The organism is Micromonospora orduensis, from assembly GCF_006228125.1.
GTDB lineage: Bacteria > Actinomycetota > Actinomycetes > Mycobacteriales > Micromonosporaceae > Micromonospora > Micromonospora orduensis.
Genome location: NZ_VDFY01000136.1, coordinates 1 through 22,477, shown reverse-complemented (window position 1 = coordinate 22,477; position 22,477 = coordinate 1). Strand labels below are relative to the sequence as shown.

General features: G+C 71.9%; 15 protein-coding genes, 1 rRNA gene and 1 pseudogene. 6 read left to right on the top strand and 11 right to left on the bottom strand.

Translation table 11 applies throughout. From position 1 onward, the window contains the following. Positions 1 to 551, bottom strand: a 551-nt coding sequence (locus FHG89_RS11370; RefSeq protein WP_139584341.1) for a DMT family transporter, incomplete at its 3' end; no start/stop codon positions are given. 130 nt (positions 552 to 681) lie between these two features. Here FHG89_RS11370 and FHG89_RS11365 point away from each other — a divergent pair. Continuing rightward, positions 682 to 2,352, top strand: coding sequence for a DUF885 domain-containing protein (locus FHG89_RS11365; RefSeq protein WP_139584340.1), 1,671 nt, complete (start codon positions 682 to 684; stop codon positions 2,350 to 2,352). A 54-nt stretch (positions 2,353 to 2,406) separates the two neighbouring features. Here FHG89_RS11365 and FHG89_RS11360 read toward each other — a convergent pair whose 3' ends face one another. The 3 genes from FHG89_RS11360 to pgfA all read right to left on the bottom strand — a co-directional run bounded on the left by FHG89_RS11360 (position 2,407) and on the right by pgfA (position 6,229). Then, on the bottom strand, positions 2,407 to 3,936 hold the full coding sequence (locus FHG89_RS11360; RefSeq protein ID WP_139584339.1) for a DUF6114 domain-containing protein: 1,530 nt from the start codon (positions 3,934 to 3,936) through the stop codon (positions 2,407 to 2,409). A 71-nt stretch (positions 3,937 to 4,007) separates the two neighbouring features. Beyond that, positions 4,008 to 4,631: a DUF6230 family protein gene (locus FHG89_RS11355; protein WP_139584338.1), complete on the bottom strand. Its 624-nt coding sequence runs from the start codon at positions 4,629 to 4,631 to the stop codon at positions 4,008 to 4,010. A gap of 383 nt (positions 4,632 to 5,014) precedes the next feature. Continuing rightward, a complete protein-coding gene (gene pgfA / locus FHG89_RS11350; protein WP_139584337.1) occupies positions 5,015 to 6,229 on the bottom strand; it encodes a cell envelope lipid trafficking protein PgfA in 1,215 nt (404 codons plus the stop codon). A 111-nt stretch (positions 6,230 to 6,340) separates the two neighbouring features. Here pgfA and FHG89_RS11345 point away from each other — a divergent pair, with 111 nt between their 5' ends. Continuing rightward, on the top strand, positions 6,341 to 7,594 hold the full coding sequence (locus FHG89_RS11345) for an acyltransferase family protein (RefSeq protein WP_139584336.1): 1,254 nt from the start codon (positions 6,341 to 6,343) through the stop codon (positions 7,592 to 7,594). Between the two features lie 116 nt (positions 7,595 to 7,710). Next, on the top strand, positions 7,711 to 8,889 hold the full coding sequence (locus tag FHG89_RS11340; RefSeq protein WP_139584343.1) for a glycosyltransferase family 4 protein: 1,179 nt from the start codon (positions 7,711 to 7,713) through the stop codon (positions 8,887 to 8,889). Here FHG89_RS11340 and FHG89_RS11335 read toward each other — a convergent pair. The 3 genes from FHG89_RS11335 to FHG89_RS11325 are packed head-to-tail and all read right to left on the bottom strand — an operon-like array spanning position 8,874 to position 12,733. Continuing rightward, positions 8,874 to 9,068: a hypothetical protein gene (locus FHG89_RS11335; protein ID WP_139584335.1), complete on the bottom strand. Its 195-nt coding sequence runs from the start codon at positions 9,066 to 9,068 to the stop codon at positions 8,874 to 8,876. The two genes, FHG89_RS11340 and FHG89_RS11335, sit on opposite strands and share 16 nt — an antisense overlap. Before the next feature lie 35 nt (positions 9,069 to 9,103). After that, entirely contained in the window at positions 9,104 to 10,855 is a 1,752-nt protein-coding gene (locus FHG89_RS11330; RefSeq protein ID WP_139584334.1) for an MmpA family trehalose lipid delivery protein, read from the bottom strand. After that, positions 10,856 to 12,733, bottom strand: a complete 1,878-nt coding sequence (locus tag FHG89_RS11325) for a hypothetical protein (RefSeq protein ID WP_425280169.1) — start codon at positions 12,731 to 12,733, stop codon at positions 10,856 to 10,858. A 168-nt stretch (positions 12,734 to 12,901) separates the two neighbouring features. On the opposite strand from FHG89_RS11325, the gene FHG89_RS11320 reads away from it, so the two are divergent. Together FHG89_RS11320 and FHG89_RS11315 are read left to right on the top strand one after the other, a co-directional pair. Beyond that, a complete protein-coding gene (locus FHG89_RS11320; protein ID WP_139584332.1) occupies positions 12,902 to 17,200 on the top strand; it encodes an alpha-(1->3)-arabinofuranosyltransferase in 4,299 nt (1,432 codons plus the stop codon). Continuing rightward, positions 17,197 to 18,499 (top strand): annotated as a pseudogene (locus FHG89_RS11315) (polysaccharide biosynthesis protein). The gene FHG89_RS11320 and the pseudogene FHG89_RS11315 overlap by 4 nt, the downstream one beginning before the upstream one ends. Here FHG89_RS11315 and nudC read toward each other — a convergent pair. After that, positions 18,396 to 19,295 (bottom strand): NAD(+) diphosphatase, encoded by a 900-nt coding sequence (nudC, locus tag FHG89_RS11310; RefSeq protein WP_139584342.1) that lies wholly within the window; start codon positions 19,293 to 19,295, stop codon positions 18,396 to 18,398. The pseudogene FHG89_RS11315 and the gene nudC sit on opposite strands and share 104 nt — an antisense overlap. A 200-nt stretch (positions 19,296 to 19,495) precedes the next feature. Here nudC and FHG89_RS11305 point away from each other — a divergent pair, with 200 nt between their 5' ends. Further along, complete coding sequence (locus FHG89_RS11305) at positions 19,496 to 21,316, top strand: VanW family protein (RefSeq protein WP_139584330.1); 1,821 nt, start codon at positions 19,496 to 19,498, stop codon at positions 21,314 to 21,316. A gap of 2 nt (positions 21,317 to 21,318) precedes the next feature. Here the strand turns inward: FHG89_RS11305 and FHG89_RS33670 are convergent, their stop codons facing one another. The 3 genes from FHG89_RS33670 to rrf form a co-directional block, all read right to left on the bottom strand. Then, positions 21,319 to 21,498, bottom strand: a complete 180-nt coding sequence (locus FHG89_RS33670) for a hypothetical protein (RefSeq protein ID WP_244295358.1) — start codon at positions 21,496 to 21,498, stop codon at positions 21,319 to 21,321. Beyond that, positions 21,498 to 22,106 carry a cyclase family protein gene (locus FHG89_RS33665; protein WP_244295357.1) on the bottom strand — a complete coding sequence of 203 codons (609 nt, stop codon included), beginning with the start codon at positions 22,104 to 22,106 and terminating at the stop codon, positions 21,498 to 21,500. The genes FHG89_RS33670 and FHG89_RS33665 overlap by 1 nt, the downstream gene beginning before the upstream one ends. Positions 22,107 to 22,356: 250 nt before the next feature. Next, positions 22,357 to 22,473 (bottom strand): 5S ribosomal RNA (rrf, locus tag FHG89_RS11295). Between the last annotated feature and the right edge of the window lie 4 nt (positions 22,474 to 22,477).

Genomic DNA, 22,477 nt, shown 5'->3' with positions numbered 1-22,477 from the left:
GCGACGAACCGCTTCTGGTACGGGATGGCGATGCCGTAGCAGGCGGCGGCGCCGAAGCACATCAACTGCCCGACGAAGTGCGCTCCGCCGACGCCCTCCCAGACGCCGAGCACCACGAGCACACCGAGGAAGCCCAGCCCGAGGCCGATCGCGCGGCGCGCGGTCAGCCGCTCGGTGCGGAAGACCAGCACCGCCAGCGGCAGCACGATCAGCGGGGTGGTCGCGTTCCAGATGCCGGCCAGCATCGACTCGACCCGCTGCTCGCCGTACCCGAAGAGGGTGAACGGCACGGCCACGCCGAACGCGGCCACGACGGTCAGGTGCGCCCACACCCGGGGCTCGCGGGGCAGCCGGTCGTGCAGCATCGCGAGGACGACAAGCAGGGTCAGGGCACCGGTGCCGACCCGGTAGAGCGTGAGCTGGACCGGGTGCAGCTCGGCCACGCCGATCTTGATGAAGAGGAAGCTGGAACCCCAGATCGCGGCGAGGGCGAGGAAGCCCGGCAGCCAGGCGCGGACCGGCGCTTTGTCAGGAGTGGTATCGGTGGTCACCCCTGACACTTTGCCGCAACCGTACGACAAAGTCGCGCGCCTTTCGGACGTCGCACCCGGTCGGGACGGATGACCCGATCACGGCAAGCAGCGACGACACCGGGGAGCCGATCTCACGTAGGGTCGGCGTGTGGGACAAATCGATAAACTCGCTAACCGCTACGTGGCCGAGTGGGCGCCGTTGAGCCCCACCGACGCGACCTATGTCGGCATCGCCGGCCATGACGACGAACTCGACGACCTCTCGCCCGAGGGTTACCGGGCGCGTGCCGACCTGACCCGGCGGACCCTCGCCGAGCTGGAGGTGACCGAGCCGGACACCGAGACGGAACGGATCGCCAAGGAGGCGATGCAGGAACGGCTCGGCCTGGAACTGGCCAGGTACGACGCCGGCGAAACCACGAGCGAGATCAGCGTCATCACCAGCGGACTGCACGGGATCCGCATGGTGTTCGACCTGATGCCGACCGCCACGGAAGAGGCGCAGGCCAACATCGCCTCCCGACTCAACGGTCTCGCCGGCGCACTGGAGGGCTACAAGACCACCCTGCGTGAGGCGCTCGCCGCCGGCCACGTCAGCTCGAAGGTGCAGCTGGTCGAGGTCGCCAAGCAGTGCGACATCTGGACCGACCCGACGGGCGACAACTTCTTCCACGGGATGGTCGAACGACTGGACGCGGACGGCACGCTCGGATCCGAGTTGCGCCGGGGCGCGGCGGCGGCGACCGCGGCGACCGCCGAGTTCGGTCAGTTCCTGCGTACCGAGCTGGCCCCGCACGGCCGGGACAAGCAGGCCGCCGGGCGGGAACGGTACGAACTCGCCTCGCAGTACTTCCTCGGCGCGAAGGTCGACCTGGACGAGACGTACGCCTGGGGTTTCGCGGAGCTGGCCCGCCTCGAGGCGGAGATGCGGGTCGTCGCCGGGCGGATCGCCGGCTCGGGTGCCACCGTCGACGAGGCGGTCGCCGCGTTGGACGCCGACCCAGCGCGGACCATCCAGGGCAAGGAGGCGTTCCGCGACTGGATGCAGGCCCTCGCCGACAAGGCGCTCGACGAGCTGAACGACACCCACTTCGACATTCCGGAGGTGGTTCGCCGCATCGAGTGCCGCCTCGCCCCGACCAGCGACGGCGCCATCTACTACACCGGGCCGAGCGAGGACTTCGGCCGCCCCGGCCGGATGTGGTGGGCGGTGCCGCAGGGCATCACCGAGTTCTCCACCTGGCGGGAGGTGACCACCGTCTACCACGAGGGCGTGCCGGGTCACCACCTCCAGGTGGCGCAGACCGCCGTACGGGCCGACGTGCTCAACCGCTGGCAGCGGCTGCTCTGCTGGGTGTCCGGGCACGGTGAGGGCTGGGCGCTCTACGCGGAGCGGTTGATGGACGAGTTGGGCTACCTGGAGGACCCGGGCGACAAGCTGGGCATGCTCGACGGCCAGGCGATGCGCGCCGCCCGGGTGATCGTCGACATCGGCATGCACCTGGAGCTGGAGATTCCGCGGGACAACCCGTTCGGCTTCCACCCTGGCGAGCGGTGGACGCCGGAGCTGGGCTGGGAGTTCATGCGGGCGCACTGCCGGGTGCCGGACGAGAACCTGCGTTTCGAGCTGAACCGCTACCTGGGCTGGCCGGGGCAGGCGCCGTCGTACAAGGTCGGCGAGCGGATCTGGCTCCAGGCCCGCGAGGACGCCAAGGCCCGCAAGGGCGCCGACTTCGACCTGCGGGAGTTCCACCGGCAGGCGTTGGACCTGGGGGCCCTGGGTCTCGATCCGCTGCGGCGGGCGTTGGCCCGGATCTGAGGTGACGAAGGCCCCGGGTGCCGTCGGCACCCGGGGCCCTTGTCACCGCGCTGTTCAGCCGAGGCTCAGCGCCAACGTCGGCCGGGCGGTCAGCGTGTTGCTGGTGACGTACGCCAGGTCGATGACCGGATCGGTGAACGTGACCGCGATGGGCAGGGTGACGGGGATGCCGTCCGGCAACGGCAGATCCGGAGTCAAGGTGATCTTGATGCCGAGCAGCTTGCCGACGAACCGGGTGGAGTAGAAGGCCACGTCACCGCTGACGGTCAGCCGGTCGGTCGCGTACTCCTGGCTGCGCCCCGCTGGGCCGTCGGCACGCAGGAGGAAGTCCTCGGTCACCGCCTCCCGCATGCTGAACTTCAGCACCTTGAGGTCGCCCTTCTCGGTGCGCAGGTCGGTGATCCCGTCGAACCGCAGGCCGGTCATCTTGACCGAGGACCCGGTGAGCTTGGACGGCGTCTGCGCCACCTTCGGCAGGCTCGGGTCGGCGGCGATGCGTGGCAGCAGTCTGCCCGGTTCCACAGCGCCCGGCTTGTCCGGCGTCCCCGGTCTACCCGGCTTGGCGGGGGGTGACGGTGGGCAGGTGCCGGGCTCGGGGCGGGTCGTCGGCGTCCCGCTCGGCTGGACAGTCGGGCTCGGCGAGGGCGACGCGCTCTCCTGACGGTCTCCGCCGGTGAACAGGTCACCGATCCCGTCCAGGATGTCGCCGATCAGGTTGCCGCGCCGCTGCGGACTCGGCGTCGGTGTCGGGGTCGCCGTGGTGCGACCGGGCGACGGGGTGACGGTCCGCGATGGAGTGGGGCAGGCGGTGGTGGGGCGACTGGGCGCGGCCTGCACGGCTCTGGGCTGGGCGGCCAGACCGACGACGGCCAGGCCGAGCACCACCAGGACGACACCGAGGGTACGCGGATCAACAGACCGTCCCGGCCAATCGGGCGGCGGGCCGGCGTCGGCCAACCCCCTCTCCGGAAGGGGTTGCTTCCGGACGACCTGCTCAGGAGCGACCTGCTCCCGGACGACGACCTGCTCAGGAGCGACCTGCTCCCGGACGACGACCTGCTCCGGAGCGACCTGCTCAGGGACAGGCTGCTCGTGGAGGTCCTGCTCAGCGACGACGTGTTCGGGGACGTCCTGCTCAGCGACGGACAGCTCGGCGGTCGGCTCGTCGGCCTGGACCGGCGCCGGCGGAACCGAACTGGTCGGCGTCCAGGCGAAGGCGAGCGCGCTGCCGACGATGCCGAGCAGCAGGCCGACGAAGAAGCCGCCGAGGTTGAGCCCGATCAGCGAGTAGACAGTGGTGACCGCCGCGACGATCGAGTAGAACGGCCGCTGCGCCGGGCTGAACCAGAGCAGCAGGCCACAGGCCACCAGGATGACCGGGATCAGCAGGGAGAGCAGACCGGTGGCGCCGCTGTGGAAGCTCAGCCCGTTGAGCGTCATCCGGGTGGAGGCGAACATCTCCACCCCGGCCAGGGCGGTGAGAAGGCCACCCCAGAACGGGCGACTTCGCTGCCAGCGGCGGAAGCTCCGCCACACCTGAGCCGGACCGCCGGGCCGGACGTGGGCCGGGTTGGTGGTTGTCACGTACTCCTCCTGGCGGAGCGGGGACGGGGACACGGGCTGGCTCGCGGTGGTCGACCACCGCGGGCCTCACCTCAGAAGCACTCCTTGCCCTTGGCGTCGTCGCCCACGTTGACCTTCAGCCGCAGCCCGACCAGGTTGAAGGTGGCAGCCGTGGTGTAGCGGGACACCTGCTGGAGGTTGGTGATGGTGACGTGCTCGGAGTTCTGACCGAACGATCCGGCCTGCGCCGTCGGGTTCAGGTCGGTCGCGTCCCGGCCGATCTTGATGTTGGTGAAAGTCGCGTTGCCGCCCAGCGAGTCCATCGCGATGAGCAGGTCCTTGGCCCGGGCGGGCTCCTTGCCGTCACCGGCGTTGATGGTGAGCACCACCGGCAGGCCGGGCAGGTCCGCGCGAACCGACTGGCAGAGGTTGTACAGCTCGGCGCTGCTGATCTCGGAGAGGGCGACCGGGTGGACCTGACCGGGCTTCCCGTCCTTGCCCTTCTCGCGGACGATGCCGCCATACTGCTTGAAGCCGTCGCCCTCCAGCCGGTCGGCGCCGATCTTGAAGGTCTGTCCGGAGACCGTGATGTCGGACGCGATCGCGCCGGTCGACATGCCGAACAGGATGGCGCCGGCGGCCGCCGTGGCGGGCACCATCATGGCGGCGAACCGCCGCCAGCGGGTAGTGCCCTGATTGTCCAACCGCTTCTGCACGGGCTCCTCCTCGTTGGATGCGGGCGGGTGGCCGGCCCGAACTGGCGGCCCCGCACCGGCCCGCCATCTGTTACCGGCGGGTAACGAACCGAGTCTGATGGTGCACCTGTTGCGGCGCAGGTCACAACCCCCCAACTACCCGCCGGTAACACTCGCGCTACCGATCGATGCCATGACCTCACGAAGCGTTGATCCACCAGCCACGAAAAACGGGCGAAGAGTGGGCAAGGCCGACACAACTTCCTGCGTGCGCCACGAAGGGTGACAAAGAATCGACCAATTACAATCAGGTAACAAATGTAAAGTGCCCAGGTCGTCGCAGCACTGAGGGGTGGACCGCAGCGCGGTCCACCCCTCAGGTCGTACAGCCGGTCGTACGCGCGTCAGCGCTGCTCCACCTCGCCGGGGGCCGGACGCTGGGTCGGCACCGTCGGGTCGTCGGACTTCCAGTTCGTCGACGCCGGCGGGATCTCGTCGGTCAGCGGACCACCCACAGGCTGGGGCTTGGGCTGCTCGACGGTGTCCGTGTCGCGTACCGGCTCCTGGTCCACCCGGGTCGGAGTGGAGTCGACGGCCGGCGCGACAGGAGCCGGCTCGGCGCGGTGCCGGGCGGCGGCGCCACCGTCGTTCCGCCGCGTCACCAGCCACACGCCGGCGATGAGGGCGAGCAGACCGAGGACACCAGCGACGATCGGCCCCCAGAGACTGATCAGGCCGATCTTGAAACGGTTGTCCTTGGCCGTGTCGGCGCTGCGGCTCACCGTCTCGTCGGTGTAGTTGAAGTCCGCGTCCAGCAGCACGGTCGGGGTGCCGGTGTTCGGGCGCAGCTCCTTGCGCTGCTGCTCCCGGACGTTGATGTAGGCGCCGGTCACCGGGTCGACCCAGAGCGTCCGGGTGTTGCTGTAGACGATCTGGCCGCTGGTGGCGCCGGGGGCGAACTTGCCGACCAGCGTCTGGATGCTGGCCTCCGGGGTGGCCAGCACCTCGTTCTCGATCCGCTGCTCGAAGCGGTACGTCTCGATACCCTTGATCTTCTCGGTACCGGTGAACTTCGCCGGGAGCGCCCGCTTCAGGTCACGGTCGAACACCTGGTAGTCCCGCTTGCCGGCGCCGAACGGGAACTTGTAGAGCTGACCGGAGTAGCTCACGTTGCCGACCGGGGTCTCGTTCGCCCCGCTCTCGTTGAGCCACTGGTCCTTCCACGGGGCGGCCGCGCCGGAGATCCGGTAGAGAGCGAACTCGGTGCTGTACTGGCTGACCACCTCCTCGGTGTCGACACGCTTGACGGTCTGGAAGACGTCCCAGATCACCGCGTCGCCCTTGAGCTCCTTCGGGAGCCGGTTCTTCGTGTCGTCGGGTTGCGGAATGACCTCGACACTGGACCGCAGGTCGCCCTGCGGGACCTCGATGCTCACCGAGCTTCCGCTTGCGGTGATCTTCAAGAACTTCGCGTCCTTCGCCTCGGCGATGGACGTCGTTGGTTCGAGGTCATAGGGGAGCTTGGACACGGCGGGCGCCACGTAGAACGGCAGCCCAGCCGCGAAGACCAGCAACAAGACGCCGAGCCCAAAGAGCGCGGCGCCCACGCGTAGCTTCACTCATCCTCCTGTAACCTGCCGCCCTACGACCTGTTGTCCGGGGCTCCCGATCCTTAACATGGCGGGAGGTTACTCCCCGGTCACCTTCAAAGCGACCCCCTGGATGTCCAGATGTCCGCAGCCGCCGCGCCAACAGTTTCGGAGCCTTCGGTCGCCGGCCGACTCCCCGCCCTCGACGCGCTGCGAGCGATCGGCGCCGTGGCGGTCGTCGGCCACCACGTCGGGTTCCAGACCGCCGTCACCATGAACACCACCTGGGGCGGCTGGTTGGCACGCCTCGACGTCGGTGTCGCCATCTTCTTCGTACTCTCCGGATTTCTGCTGTTCCGGCCGTGGGCGCTGAGCGCCGCCACGGGCCGGCCCCGGCCGCGCGCCGGCCGCTACCTGTGGCGCCGCGCCCTGCGGATCCTGCCCGCCTACTGGCTGGCGGTGCTGGTCTGCCTCGTCGTCCTGCCGCAGAACCGGCCGGCGTCCGCCGGCGACTGGATCCGCCACCTCACCTTCACCCAGATCTACCAGCCCGGCGAGCTGCGCTACGGGCTCAGCCAGACCTGGAGCCTCGCCACCGAGGTCGCGTTCTACCTGCTCCTGCCGCTGGTCGCCGTCCTCGCCGTGGGTCGGTCCTGGCGTCCCGTCCGCACCATCGCGATCGTCAGCGCGGGCGGGCTGCTGACCGCGGGCTGGCTCACCATGATGGGGTTCGGCCTGCTCGACAACGCCCTGCACACCATGTGGCTCCCGTCGTACGGCGGGTGGTTCGGCGCCGGCATGGCCCTGGGCGCGGCGCACGTCGCGCTGCGGACCGGGACCGCTCCCGCCGCCTTCCGCGTGCTGGACGACCTCGCCTCCGCGCCACTCGCCTGCTGGGCCGCGGCCGTCGCCCTCATGGCGATCGCGACGACGCCCGTCGCCGGTCCCCGCGACCTCGCCGGTCCGACGGCAGCCGAGTTCGCCGTCAAGCTGGCCCTGTACCTCGCGATCGCGGTGCTGATCCTGATCCCTGTGGCGTTCGGTGGGCCGAGCCGGGTCAAGGAGGTCTTCGCCAGTTCCTCCGCCCGGTGGCTCGGCGCCGTCTCGTACGGCCTGTTCCTGTGGCACCCGCTGGTCATCGAACTCATCTACCTGCTCGACGACCGGCCGTTGTTCAGCGGCGGACTGCTCAACACCTTCGCCCTGACCATGGCCTTCGGCCTGGTGTACGCGGCAGTCAGCTACTACGGCGTCGAACGGCCCCTGCAACTGCTCGGTACGCAACGGCGGCGCCGACGGGTCACGCCGGCGCCTGTCGCCGGGCCGCCGGTCGAGGCGGCACCCGTTCCGCCGACCGTCGCCGCGGGCGCCCCGGTGCCGACGGCCGGCGCGTAGCGGAGTCGAAGAGCGCCGGCCCATCGGGGCATTGCCGGGCGGCAGCCCCACCCCCTAGTGTGACGCGCGTCCCTAAATTACCTGAGAGTAGGGTTCGCGTGGAGCGTAGCTTCGGCATGCCCGGACACGTGCTGTTCCTCAACTGGCGGGACACCCGTAACCCCGAGGGCGGCGGTTCCGAGGTGTACGTGGAACGGATCGCCGCCGAGCTGGTGGCGCGTGGTTTCCGCGCCACCCTCTTCTGCGCCGCGCACAGCGAGGCGCCCGCCGACGAGGTCAACGAGGCGGGCGTCCGGGTGGTACGGCGCGGTGGGCGGCACACCGTCTACCTGTGGGCAGCGCTCTGCTACCTGGCCGGCGCGCTGGGTGTCGGTCCGCTCGCGGCGCGTCGGGGCGGCCGCCCCGACGTCCTCGTCGACGTCTGCAACGGGTTGCCGTTCCTCTCCCCGCTGTGGGCACGGCGGCCGGTGGTCAAGCTGATCCACCACGTGCACCGCGAGCAGTGGCCGGTGGTCCTTCCACAGTGGGCGGCCCGGTTCGGCTGGTGGATCGAGTCGTCCCTCGCCGTACGCGTCTACCAGCGGTGCCGTTACGTCACCGTCTCCGAGGCCACCCGCCGGGAGCTGGCCACCCTCGGCGTACCGACCGAGCAGGTGACCGTCGTGCACAACGGCACCCCGGAGCTGCCCTCCACCGACGTCGAGCGGGCGCCGTTCCCGCTGCTCGTGACGTTGAACCGCCTGGTGCCGCACAAGCGGGTCGAGGTGGCGTTGCGGGCCGTCGCGGCGCTCGCCGACGAGCTGCCCCAGTTGCGGCTGGTCGTCGCCGGTCAGGGCTGGTGGGAGCCGCACCTACGGGAGATGGCCGCGGAGCTGGACATCACCGAGCGGGTGGACTTCCGGGGCTTCGTGACCGAGGAGGAGAAGGCAGCCCTGCTCGCCTCGGCCTGGGTCGCCCTGACCCCCTCGCTGAAGGAGGGCTGGGGCCTGACGATCGTGGAGGCGGGCGCCGCGGGTACGCCCACGGTGGCGTTCCGGGAGGCCGGAGGCGTGGCCGAGGCGGTCGTCGACGGGCGCACCGGCCTGCTGGCCGACGACATCGACGACTACCTGCTGAAGGTGCGCACGCTGTTGCACGAGGACGAGACGCGGCGGGAGATGGGCGCCCAGGCCCGGGAGCACGCGGCGAGTTTCACCTGGCAGGCCGCCGGCGGACGGTTCGCGGCACTGCTGGAGGGTGCGGAGTCGCCCCGCCCGGTACAGCGGCGGGGCGAGCCGTCCTACCTGTTGCCGTAAACCTCGGGGGCGTACGGGTCCTGCTTTCCGTTGCGCTTGGCCGCTTCCGAGACGTTCTTGGCCTCGGTTGCGGCCTCCTCGTCGGTGGCGGTCGCGGCGGCCGAGAGCCCACCGAGGGCCAGGATCCCCAGCAACGCCGCCACCAGGCCGGACACGACCAGGGTCAGAGCTCTACGCATGCCAATCCTCCAATGGCGAGACGTGCGAGCGGACGTTACCACGCGGTAGCTCGCCGGTGTAGCGCCGAAAAGATGGCAGTCATGACCACCAGAAGGGCGACGCCGAGCGCCACGACGACGGCCAGTCGGGCCGGTCCCGACGCCTCGGGTCCCGGCACGATCGTCGGATTGCGGTACAGACTCAGGAATGGCCCCTGGTGGATGAGTGCCAGGCCGTCGAGCGTCCCGGCGGGCAGGTCGCCGGAGACCTGGTGCTGCACGAGGACCCAGCGCACCCCGGTGGTCCAGACAGGCCGGTCCTCGGCCATCGCTCGGCGCATCTCGCGGACCCGTGGATTTTCGCCGGCCACGGCGACGTCGCCGACCCGGAGCGTGTCGTCGGTCAGGACCGTGCCCGGCAGGTAGCGGGGAGCCGGGTCCAGGACGACCCGACCGGAGTTCCACGGGTACGCCCGGTAGGCGTTCAGCGGCAGCGAGAGGACCTCTCCCGGTTCCTCCTCGATGATCCCGGCCACCGTCCGCCACTCCGCCGGATAGCTCACCGGGCGGACGCGGCCGGCGCCGCCGAACGCGAGGTCCGGCAGGACAGCCACCGGCAGGAGCAGCAGCCCGGCCAGCACCACCCCCGCCACCTCCCGGTCGATCCGGTTAACCAGCCGCTCGGCGCCCAGGGCCGCGCACACCACCAGCAGCAGGGCGTACGGGGCCAGGAACTTCTGCCCGTCGCGGAGCAGCCCCGCGCCGGGCAGATGCACCACGGCCCAGCGCAGCACCGCATCCCCGCCGGGGAGCACCCCGAGCGCGGCGAGAAGGTAGCCGGCCCCGGCCAGCACGCCCAGCCGCAACGTCGTACCCGCCGGCAGCCGGCGCCGCAGCAGCCCGACACCGACACCGGCGAGGACCAGCAGCACCAGCGTCGCCAGCGGCACCAACGGCGCGCCGCGGCTGCCGGGGGTGGCCTGCGCGTTCCAGATGCCACCGGTACCGGCGAGCGCCACCAACGGGCCGGCCCAGTTCTCGGCGCGGGCCGCGAACGCCGCCACCCCCGCCGGATCGGAGGACCCACCGGCGCCGGTGACCAGGGCCGCCACCACCCAGGGGGCATTGAGCAGCGTCAGACCGGCCACCGCGTACTTCATCTCGCGCGCCCGTTTGGCGCTCAGGAGAACCGGTCGGGTCAGTGGGCGGCCCGGGATGCGGCGCTGCGGCACCAGCAGGACCACCACACCCAGCGCGATCAGCCCGCCGGTCGGCGTGATCGCGGCGGGAGCGGCGGCGAGCACCACCCGGGCCAGCGCGCCGGGTCGCCCCGCCCGCAGGTCCAGCGCCGCCCGCACCAACCAGGGCAGCGCGGCGTACGCGAGCAGCAGCCCCCACTGCCCGATCAGCAGCCGCTCGGCGAGGTACGGCGTCCACGCGTACGCCACAGCGGCGAACAGCCGGACCGCACGTCGGTCGGTAGGCACCAGCCGGCCGGCCCCGACGGCGGCCAGCAGGACCGCACCGACCAGCACCGACCGCTGCACCAGCCAGCCCGGCACGAATTGGGTGACCAGGGAGACCAGCGCGTCCATCGGCACCGCACGGGGAAGGCTCTGCGCCGGGGCGACGAGATCCCAGGTCAACGGCTGGCGGGGCACGAACACCATGTCGTACAGCAGCGCGTACCCCGGTGCCGCCAGCGGAGCGAGCACCAGCACCGTGACGGTCACCGCCGCGGCGTACAACGGCAGTGTGTCCCGCGCCCACCGCCGCGGGGTGCCGACGTCGGCGGGTCGGTCAACCATTCACGGCGCCGGTACCGCCCGGCCGACGGTGATCAGTTTGGTGCACACCCCGACCCCGGGGGTGGCCACGGTGATCCGGACGGAGTCGCCGGCGCCCTCCAGCAGGAAGAACACCTCGTTCAGGCCGCGCCGCAGAGTGATCTCCCGGGTGGCGTCGCCGAGCTGGAACAGCGCCGTCGAGTCGCCCGAGCTGAGATAGCCGAAGTGCACCACGTACGGCCACTCCTCCAGGTAGCCGTCCATCATGATCCGGGTGGTCCGCCCGCCCTCGGCCAGGTGCCCGCAGTCGGCCACCGGGCCGGGCACGATCTTGCGCCCCTCCACGACGACCGGACGGATCCGGCCGGACTCGTCGAACGTCGACGGCCTCTCGGCCAGCTCGACGAACGTGGGCCTGCGCTCGGCCGGCCGGAAGAAGTGCGACTGGAGGTTGTCCGGCCAGAAGTATCCGGCGACCACCCGCTCCGGGACGGTGGCGTCGAAGAAGACGGTGTTCGGGGGCGCGGCGGCCAGCTCGGCCTGCGCCGTGGCGAGGTAGTCCCGCCCGTACTTGGTGCTCCAGTTGTCCCCGAAACGGGCAGTGCTCCACAGCGTGCCCACCCCGATGCTGGCCAGCAGGACGATGATCGAGACCAGGCCGACCGCGAAGGCCCCCGGCTCCCGCAGGACCGTCGGCACCGGCCACGCGGAGACGTCGTCCTCGTCGGCGTCCTTCGTCCCCAGCAGGGCCGCCCCCACGCAGATCGCGGCGACCAGCACCACGTCTGCGACGTACCGGGGAATCACGCCCACCAGCGGGCCGAGCGGCCCACCGAGCCGGGTCACCGCGAAGAGCGCCGCGACCAGGCCGAGGTAGCACACGAGTAGCAGCCAGGCCCGCCCGGCCGACGGGCGTCGCCGCACCGTGACCACGACGAGCGTCAGCAGCACCGCCCAGGACAACCACTTGGCGATCTCGTACGGGTCCACCAGCGGCGGCCCGTCACCGGCGTAGGTCCACCGCCACGGTCCACCGAGCAGACCCGGCACGACGGTGTCGCCGACCAGGTCACCGAGGAACGTGAGGACCTGACCGACCGACGTGGGTTCGTCCAGCTCACGAGCGGGGCGGGTCAGATAGAACGCCAGGTACGCCCCGGAGAGCGCACCGAGCACCAGCCACGCCGGCCAGTGCCGGCGCACCGTCGTCATCAGGCTGCGCCACACGCGCCCCGACGTGAACAGGAACGCGGTCAGCAGGAACAGCAGCGGCACGATCAGCAGGGCCTTGGTGTCGAAGAGCAGCCCGAACACCACCCAGAAGGCGACCGCGACGAGGTGCCGCAGGCGGCCCGTCCGCACGTACCGCACCTGGGCCGACACCGCCAGGACCAGCGCCAACTGCGTCGGCAGCACGAGCAGCCCGACCAGCCACAGCGACGACACCTCGAGCGTCAGCGGGCTGAACACGAACAGGCACAGCGGGATCAGCAGCCCCCAGCCCGGCCGGAGCAGGTCCCGCAGCAGCCGGTACAGGGCGACACCGACCGCCGCCTGACCGAACGCCAGCAGCAGCACCCACGGCCAGCTGGCGAAGCCGGCCACCCGCACCATCGCCCACGCCACCAGCAGACCGCCCGGCATGAGGTGGTTGTTGAACGTCCGCAGCAGGTAATCCGCGTCCAGCCTGGTGTCGAGGACCTGCGCGGCGATGACGAACTCGTCCTGGGAGAACCAGCCACGGGCGGCGAGGCCGGCGCGCCAGGCGACGGACACGATGATGAGGGCGACCGCGACCGCGCGAACCCGGTCGGCCCGGAGCCATCGGCCGAGCGGCCCCGGCCCGTCGCCATCGCCGGCGACGCCCTCCGCACGCGTCCCGGCCTCAGCTTCTGGCATTGACATGGTCGGCAGCCTGCCACACGCTTACACGCCGTGGGGACGGCCGTTCTCCCGATAACGCCACCGCAGCGCCCCAGGTCGCCCGTCCGTGCCCGGTCCGGATAACGTCGCGCGACACATGTCGGCTGCGCGTGCGTGTCCCGGCCGGCGGAGACAGGAGCCGAAATGCGTGCAGAGGTGACCGGTGGCGTCGCTCCGGCGTCCAGTCGTACCCGGCGTACGGCACGGCGTTTCCGGCACCTGACCATCTGCATCGCGCTCACCGCCCTCGCCTTTCAGCAGGCCCCGGGGCAGGTCGTCCCCGACACAAAGGTCGACCTGAACGTCAACCCGGCCGGGTGGCTGCTGCGCTCGCTGCACCTGTGGGACCCGACCGGCACGTTCGGTCAGCTCCAGAACCAGGCGTACGGATATCTCTGGCCGATGGGTCCGTTCTTCCTGCTCGGGTCGGAGGCCGGTCTCGCGCCGTGGGTGGTCCAGCGGCTGTGGTGGGCACTGCTCTTCTGTGTCGCGTACCTGGGTGCGGTGCGGCTCGCGGGCCGGCTCGGCATCGGCACACCCGCCGGACGCATGATCGCGGGTGTCGCCTTCGCCCTGTCGCCCCGGATCCTCACCCAGCTCGGCTGGTCGTCGGTGGAGGCGTGGCCGAGCGCCATCGCCCCGTGGGTGCTCATCCCGCTTGTGGGTCTGGCCCGCGGCACCACCCCGCTGCGCCGTGCCGTCGCCGGGTCGGCCGTCGCCGTGGCCTGCGCCGGCGGCGTCAACGCCACGGCCGTGGCCGCGGTGGTGCCACTCGCCCTGCTCTGGCTCGCCACCCTCACGCCCGTACGCCGTCGCGTCACCGCGCTGGCCGCCTGGTGCGGCGCGGTCGCCCTGGCCACGGCGTGGTGGCTGGTGCCGCTGTTGGTCCTCGGGCGGTACAGCCCGCCATTCCTCGACTACATCGAGACCGCCCGGAACACCACGAGCGTCACCGACGCGGTGACGACGTTGCGCGGCGCGTCCTACTGGGTCGCCTACCTGGGTTCCCCGTTCGGGCCGACGATCCCGTCCGGTTCACGGCTCGGCAACGAGGCGCTGCTGGTCGCCGCCACCCTGACGGTCGCCGCCCTCGGCGTCCTCGGGCTGTCCCGCCGTGGCATGCCGCACCGCCGGTTCCTCGTCACCGGTCTGGTGCTCGGCGCGGCGCTTGTCGGTCTCGGCCACGTCGGCGATTTGCCGAACATCCTCGCCGGGCCGCAGCAGCAGTTCCTGGACGGCATCGGCGCACCGCTGCGCAACGTGCACAAGTTCGACGTCCTGCTGCGCCTGCCGCTGGCACTCGGCATGGCGCACCTGATCGGCCTGGCCGTCCGGGCGGCCCGCACGGCACCCGAACGGCAGCGCCCGCGCACCGTCGCGCGCGCCTGGCTCACCGCCGGCGTGGCAATGGTCGCCGTGGCGACTGTCGCCACGCCCGCGCTCGCCGGCGGCCTCGCCACACCGAGCAGCGTGAAGGACGTGCCCGGCTACTGGCACGAGGCCACCGACTGGCTCGACGCGAACACGGGCCGCGGGCGGGTCCTCGTCGTTCCCGGCGCGCGCTTCCCGTCGTACGACTGGGGCAGCACCACCGACGAGATCACCCAGCCGCTGCTGGACAGCCGGTGGGCCGTCCGCAACGCCATCCCGTTCACCCCACCCACCACGATCCGGCTGCTGGACGCCATCGAGGCGACGCTCGCCACCGGCGCCGGCTCGAGCGGTCTGGCCGACCTGCTCGCCCGATCCGGGATCAGCCACGTCCTGTTCCGCGCCGACCTCGACCACGGCCGCTCCGACACGGCCCGCCCGGCGGTGGTCCGGCAGGCCCTGGACCGCTCACCGGGGCTGACCCGCGTCACCTCGTTCGGCCCGGTACGCGGCGGCCCGTCGTCCCCCGACGAGTTCCGCGACCAGGGCCTCGACGTGCCCGTACGTGCGCTGGAGGTGTACCGGGTCGACCGGGCCGTCGAGCCGGTGGTCGCATACGACCGGGACGACGTGACCACAGTCGTCGGCGGCCCCGAGTCGCTTCTCGATCTCGCCGCGGCGGGTCAACTGAGCGCGGCGCCCACGGTGCTGGCCGGCGACGCGCCGCCCGGCGAGGCCGGCCCGGTCGCCATGACCGACGGGCTCCGCAGGCGGGACGTGTCGTTCGGCCGGCTGCGCGACAACTCCTCCCAGACCCTCACCGCCGACGACACCTTCGACGTGTCGGCGCCGGCGCACGACTACCTGCCCGAGTGGGGCGCGGAGCGGTCCACCGTCGCCCGTTTCGAGGGCATCAGCGCGATCCGCGCGTCGACGGCGCGGTCGCAGGTCGACTCGCCCGGCGGCGCCCGTCCGGAGCACCAGCCGTACGCGGCGATGGACGGCAACCCGGCGACCTCCTGGCAGTCCGCCCCGTACGCGCCCAGCGACAGACAGTGGATCGAGGTGGACCTCGCGAACCCGACCCGGGTCACCCGGGTGGAGGTGTGGTTCGACCTGAAGGCCGACGCGCTTCCCACGACGGTGACCGTCACCGCCGGATACGAGAGCCGCACCATCGAGCAGTTCACCGACCACATGGTCTTCGAACTGCCCGGCGTCCACGCCACCCGCGACGTCCAGGTCTCGGTCGACGGCGCGTACGACCTCCGTTCGCTGGGCAACGGGTCGGTCGGCATCGCCGAGATCAAGATTCCCGGGATCAGGACCAGCCGGACCCTCGTGCTTCCCGCCGCACCGGCCACCACCCGACCGGCGACCGTGGTGATGTCGGCGGCCCCCAGCACACCTGCCTGCTTCTCGGTCGACGGGCGGCCCCGCTGCTCCACCGACGCCATCCGCGGCTCCGAGGACGCGTCCACCGTCGACCGGACCCTGACCCTGCCCAGCGCCGGCGCGTACAACGCCCGGCTGTGGGCGCGGCCGACACCCGGCCCGGACCTGGACGCGACCCTCGACAAGCTGGTGGCGGACGCGCAGCCGCTGCGCCTCGCGCCGCAGATCAGCGCCTCCTCGACGTCGGTGCCCGACCCGACCGGCCGGGCCGGGGTGGTGCTCGACGGCAACCCGGCGACCAGCTGGTCGCCGGCGGCCAACGACGAGGCCCCGATCCTGCGCCTCAAGTGGCTCAAGCCGCAGACCATCACCGGGCTCCGCTTCTCCGTCGACGACGAGGCGGCCGCGACCCGCATCGGCAGTGTCCGGGTGGTCGGCGACGACGGTTTCCGCAGCAGCCTGCTCGGCGACGACGGCCTGCTCCGCCTGGACCCGCCGATGCGCACCGACGAGATCACCATCCAGTTCCTCGACAAGCCGTCCGCCACCAGCACAGATCCGTACAAGCTGCGGCTGCCGGAGTCGCTGCCCGTCGCGGTCGGTGAGGTGACAGTGCTGCCCGGGGCGTCCACCGTCGCGCCACGCCTCGACACGCCCCTGAAGCTGGCCTGCGGATCGGGGCCGACGCTCGCCGTCGGCACGGCCCGGGTCACCACCACCCTCAGCGGCACCCTGCGCGACCTGCTCGAACTGCGCGACATGCCGGCCACCCCGTGCGGCAAGGAGACTCCCCGGCGCCTGGACCTGGACCGCGGCGAGCACCGCGTCGTCGCCATCGCCGGCACGCTTGCCGCACCCACCCTGGTCGCCCTCGTCCCGCAGAAGACCGCGCCCGCCCCGGCGGTGGCCGCCAGCACCATCCAGGTCGAGTCGTGGGCGGCCACCGAACGACTGGTACGGGTGGACGAGCGCCCCGTCGACCGGGTGCTCGCCGTGCGCGAGAACACCAACACCGGCTGGCAGGCGACCATCGGCGGGCGGACGCTCACGCCACTGGTGGTGGACGGCTGGCAGCAGGGCTGGATCCTCCCCGCCGGCGTCTCCGGCGAGGTGGTGCTGCGCTTCGCCCCGGACACCACGTACCGGGCGGGTCTGCTGCTCGGCGGCATCCTGCTGGCGGTGGTGGTCCTCCTCGCGGTGCTGCCGCAGCGCACGCCGGCCGCAAGCACCGCCGTACCGCGCGGCCGGCGCCGACTCACCCGGTCCCTGCCGCTGCTGGCCGTGGGCGCCGGCGCGCTGGTGCTGTCCAGCGGACTCATCGGTGGCCTGCTCGTCGCGGCCGGGTTCATGCTGGCCGTACCCGGACCGCGCCGCCTGCCCTGGACGACCGATCCCCGGCGGGCCCGGATGATCAGCCGGGCTGTCGAGACCTGGCTCCCCGGTGGGCTCGTCGTGCTCGCCGGATGGCTCTACCTCGAATCGGCGCACCGGCACACCGACGCCGCCTCGCAGCTCGCGATCGTCGTGGCGCTGGGTGCCCTCTGGATCTCCACCGCCGCCCGCCGACGACCCGTACGCCGGATCAGGCCGACCGCGGCACCCGCCGCTCCCGCCCAGCGCACGACCCCGGACGAGCGGCCGGAGCCGACCGTGCCCACCCTCAGCGAGATCACATGAGCCGTCCCGAGTCGACGACGGAGACGGCGCCGACGAGCGGACGGACCACCGGCCTGGGCGCGGCCGGAGCCGCCGTCACCCTGGCCGGCGTCCTCGTCAACGGCCTGGCGTACCTGGTGCCGGTCCTCGCCGCCCGCCGGCTCGACCCGGCCGGCCTCAGCGCGCTCGCCACCGCCCTGGGCCTGGTGGCCATCGCCGCCGTACCCGGCCTCGGCCTGCAACTGGCCGTGGCCGTGCACCACGCCCGGCACGGATCGTCAGACACCCGACGACTCACCGCGGTGACCGCCGCCATGAGCGCCGCGGCGCTGATCCTGGCGACACCGCTGCTGGTCACCGCCCTGGACCTGCCCGTCGAGGTACCCGCACTGCTGGCGGTCACCACCGCCGCGGTCGTGTTGTCGTCCCGTTCGCTAGGCGAGTTGCAGGGTAGCCAACGGTTCCTGCGACTGGCCGCCGCGATGGCCCTGCTCGCCGCCGGCCGCTACGGCGGGGTGATCGCCGGGCTGCTGCTCGGCACCGGACTGACCGGCGCGCTCACGGCCGGCGCGCTGACCGCCGCGCTCACCCCGTTCGTGCTGGCCCGGATCGCCCGCACACCCGACCGGTCGACCACCGGGCCACGCCTGACAGTCGCCCAGGTGACCGCCGGCTGCGGCGCGACCCTGGCGATGCTCGTCGTCTCCTACGCCGACCTGCTCCTGGCCCGGCAACTGCTTCCCCCGTCCGGGTCCGGGGCGTACGCGGTGGGCACGGTCCTGAGCAAGGGCGCGCTGTGGGCGCCGCAGGTCGCCGCCGTCCTCGCCCTGCCACGTCTGGCACGCGGCGACCGCCGCAGCCGTACGGTGGCGCTCGCCGTGACCGGCGGGTGCGGCCTGGTGCTGGTGCTCGCGTCGACGCTCGCCGGCGGGCTGGCCTTCCGGCTCGCCGGTGGACCGGACTACACCCACCTGGGCCGGTACGCGCCGATCTTCGCCGCGGTCGGTGGGCTCTACGCGGTGACGTTCGTGCTTCTCAACGATCGTCTCGCGGCCGGCGTACGGTGGCCGGCGGCACCGCTGTGGGTGGGCACGGCCGGGCTCGTCACCGTCGCCGCGATCGTGCGACCCCGCACCGTCTCCGATCTCCTCCTGCTCGCCCTCGGCACGGCCCTCGTGACGACAGTGCTGATGGCGCTGCCCGCCCGCCGACGGGTCTAGCTCCCCGCGAGCCAGTCGTGCAGCAGGCGGTGGTCGATCGCGTCGACCCGGCCGAGCGTACGACCGGAGACCACCCGCTCCCGCAGGTCCGCCCGGGTGAACCAGCGTGCCTCCAGCAGCTCCTCGCCGTCGACACGGACCTCCTCGGACGTGGCGGTGGCCCGGAAGCCCACCATCAGGCCGGCGGGGAACGGCCACGCCTGCGAGCCCTGGTAGGTCACGTCGGTGACGGTGATGCCGGCCTCCTCGGCCATCTCGCGGCGGACCGCGTCCTCCAGGCTCTCGCCGACCTCGACGAAGCCGGCCAACGTCGAGTACGCGTCCGGGGCCGCACCGACGTGCCGGGCGAGCAGGCAGCGCCCCGGCGGGCCGGGCGCCTCGACCAGCACGATGATCGCCGGCTCGATGCGGGGGAACAGCAGCCGTCCGCACTCCGCGCTGGTGCACGTCCGGACGTGTCCACCGCCGCCGACCACGGCCGCCGCACCGCAGGTGCCGCAGTACCGCTGCTGCCGGTGCCAGTGCAGCAACCCCCGCGCGTACGCCTGCACGGCCGCGCCGTCCGCGTCGAGCCGAGGAACAAGCGCCCGCACGTCGGTGGACCGCACCGCACCTGCCATCTCGACGGCGGACCGCTCGTCGAGCCCGGACAGGTCCACGGCGAACACGGCAGTGTCACCGTCGAGGCCCAGGAACACGGTCTCACCCGAGGCGGACCGGGCGAGCGACGCCCGCTCGGCTGTCAACCGGACCGGACCGTCCCCGTCGACGAGACAGCGGTCCCGCCACAACGGCAGGACGACGGTGCCCGGCTCGTCGAGCAGCGCGTCCAGCCGGGTCACGTCGGTGCGCAGCGCACCCGCCCGGTCCAACCGACCACCGCCGTACGCCAGCATCCGCTCCGCAGTACCCACCCCGTCACCGTGCCAGGTCGGCGGCACGTCACAGGCACCGCCCCCGACCCGGCACGACACACCGGACGACACGCCGTACCCGCGCGGGTGGGCGCAGGCCACGACCACGGCTGGCCATTGGCTACCGTAGGTGTCCTCCGGGAGGGTGGACCTCCCGCGGCATCCTGGCGATCGAGGTTGTAGTGACGCTGTACGGCGAAAAAAGTCCACCCGCCGACGACCGGCCCACCGTGCAGGTCACCGCGGTCGCCTGGCCTGACGACGGCCCGGCGACCGTGCCCGCGCCCGCCGTCGGTGAGCCGGAGGACACCCCACGCCGTGGCCGCCGGATGCGGATCCTCCTCGCGGCCGGCGTGACCGGTGGCGTGTTCGCCGCCGTGGCGGGCGCCGGCGCCTGGGCGTACGCCGGAGACGTCCCCCGGGGCACCACAGTGCTCGGCGCCGAACTGGGCGGCCGGAGCCGTACCGACGCTGACCGCGCGCTGCGCGCGGAGCTGGACCGGCGCGCGGCGGCCCTCGCGGCGCCGCTGCGGGTCACCGTCGGGCAGCGCACCACCGACATCAACCCAGCGGACGTGGGGCTGGCCATCGACGTACCCGCCACTGTCGCGGCAGCGGCCGAGGCCGACGCGCACCCGGTCAGTCGACTGGTCGGCTCCCGCACCGTCGACCCGGTGGTCACCGTCGACGTGGACCGGCTGGACGCCGCGTTGGGCAAGGCGCTCGGCAACGAGGCCCGCGGGATGACCATGCCGGCGATCACCTACCAGGGCACGACTCCGAAGGTCGTCCAGCCCAAGCCTGGGCTGGCACTCGACCCGCAGCGCTCCGCCGACCTGGTCCGCGCCGGCTGGCTGACCGGTGACCCGATCACCGTGCCGCTGGTGGAGAGCCACCCGGCGACAACTCCGGAGGAGCTGGACAAGCTCGTTGCCGAGCTGGCGAAGCCGGCGGTCGCCGCGCCCGTCACGCTGCGTACCGACAAGGGCTCGGTGAAGGTACCGCCCGCCGCCATCGCCAAGAGTCTGCGGTTCACGGCCGACAAGGCCGGCAAGCTGACCCCGACCGTGGACGTCAAGCGGCTGCGCACTGCACTGGGCGACGACCTGAACGCCATCGAGGTGCCGCCGAAGGACGCCACGATGAGCATCTCCGGTGGCCGGCCCACTGTCGTCGACGGCCGGCCCGGCCAGCAGCTCGACACGGCCGATCTGGGCCGCGACCTGCTGGCGGTGCTGCCGAAGTCGGAGGGACGCGAGGTCACCGGCGAGCTGAAGCCGACACCGCCGGCGCTGACCGCTGAGAAGCTGGCCGGCCTGGGTATCAAGGAGCGGGTGTCCACCTTCACCACCCGGTTCACCGGGGGTATGGCGTCGTCGCGCAGCCAGAACATCGCCACCATCGCCAAGGAGGTGGACGGCACCGTCGTCCTGCCGGGCAAGACGTTCTCGCTGAACGGCCACACCGGCGAACGGGGCTACGCGCAGGGCTACCGGGACGCCCCGGTGATCCTGGACGGCAAGTTGGTGCCGGGCGTCGGCGGCGGCACCTCGCAGTTCACCACGACGCTGTTCAACGCCACCTACTACGCCGGCCTGGAGGACGTCGAGCACAAGCCGCACTCGTACTGGTTCGACAGGTACCCGGCGGTCATCGAGTCGACGATCTTCTGGCCGGACCTGGACTTCAAGTTCCGCAACAACACCGAGTACGGCCTGCTCATCGACACGTCGTTCACGTCGAGTTCGGTGACCGTGTCGATCTGGAGCACGAAGATCTACGACAGCGTGAAGACGGAGTACGGCCCGCGCCGCAACATCACCACGCCGAAGGTGATCCACCTCGAACCCGGTCCGTCGTGCATTCCGAGCAACGGCATCAACGGTTTCGCCCAGGACGCCTTCCGGGTCGTCAAGAAGGGCGGCGTGGTGGTCAAGCGGGAGAAGTTCAGCTGGCGCTACGACGCGGAACCGCGCTACGTCTGCGGCCCGAAGCCGTCCTGACGTCAGAATGTGGCGATCGGGTTGACGGGGCTGCCGGAGGTACCGGCGAAGCGGACCGGCGCGACCGCGAGCTGGAAGTCCCACTGGCCGAGTTCGGCAGCGGTCGCCGCGCACGCCTCCAGGTCGCAGTTGTCGAGCAGCCAGAGGCCCATCGCGACGAGGCTCACGGCGTGCACCGGCATCAACACGTCGTCGTACCCCGACGGCTGGACGTCCTGGGGGTGTCAGCGCCGATCAGCGCAACGTCGCGTTCGTGGAGCCACGGCAGGCAGGACGCGTGCCAGCCGGCCTGTGTGAAACCGCCTGCCGCACCGGTCTCGTGCCGGGCGCGGCCGTAGCCGGTGCGCAGGAGCACCGCGTCGCCGGGTCGCACCCGCACGCCCTGGCGGCGTTCGGCCTCCTCGAGATCGTCGGGAAACACACCCTTCCCCGGTTCCAACCACGGCACACCGCGGGCCGCAGCGATGTCCAGTAGGACGCCACGCGTGATGATGCCGTTCGCCGCCGCCGTGACGGCCGCCCAGGCCGATCCCGTTGCCGCGTCGACCAACGAGTGCGACCGCCCGTTGTACATGCTGCCGTCCCAGAAGATGTGAGCCGGCGAGTCGACGTGGGTGAGGGTGTTGCCGTGGAACATGATGCCGAGCCGTTCGGACGAGAAGCCCCAGCGCCGGTCGGCGTGGAAGGCAGGCGGCATGTTCTCGGCGCCCGGCATGTCGGCGGCGCACGGGCACGTTGTCGTCGACCGCTCCATGTCGTCCGGTACGGCAACCTCCCACGCGCAGGACACGCTCCTGCCGTGGCGCACGGCCCGCGCCGCCGCCAGCCGGACCTCGTCGGTGATGTGGTTCAGTTCAGGGTGCCGACTTCGTCGTCGTCGCCCCACCGTCCCCAGTTCGACAACGTGTCGAAGTACCCGAGCACGTCGTCCTGCGTCGGTAGCCCTGCGGTCATCCCAGCGTCAACTCCTCCGGCTGAGGAAACGGGTCCGGAAAACGCAGAACGGGTCACCCGTGAGGGTGACCCGTTCTGGAAAGATTGTCCGGCGGCGTCCTACTCTCCCACACCCTCACGAGTGCAGTACCATCGGCGCTGGAGGGCTTAGCTTCCGGGTTCGGAATGTAACCGGGCGTTTCCCCTCCGCCATGACCGCCGTAACTC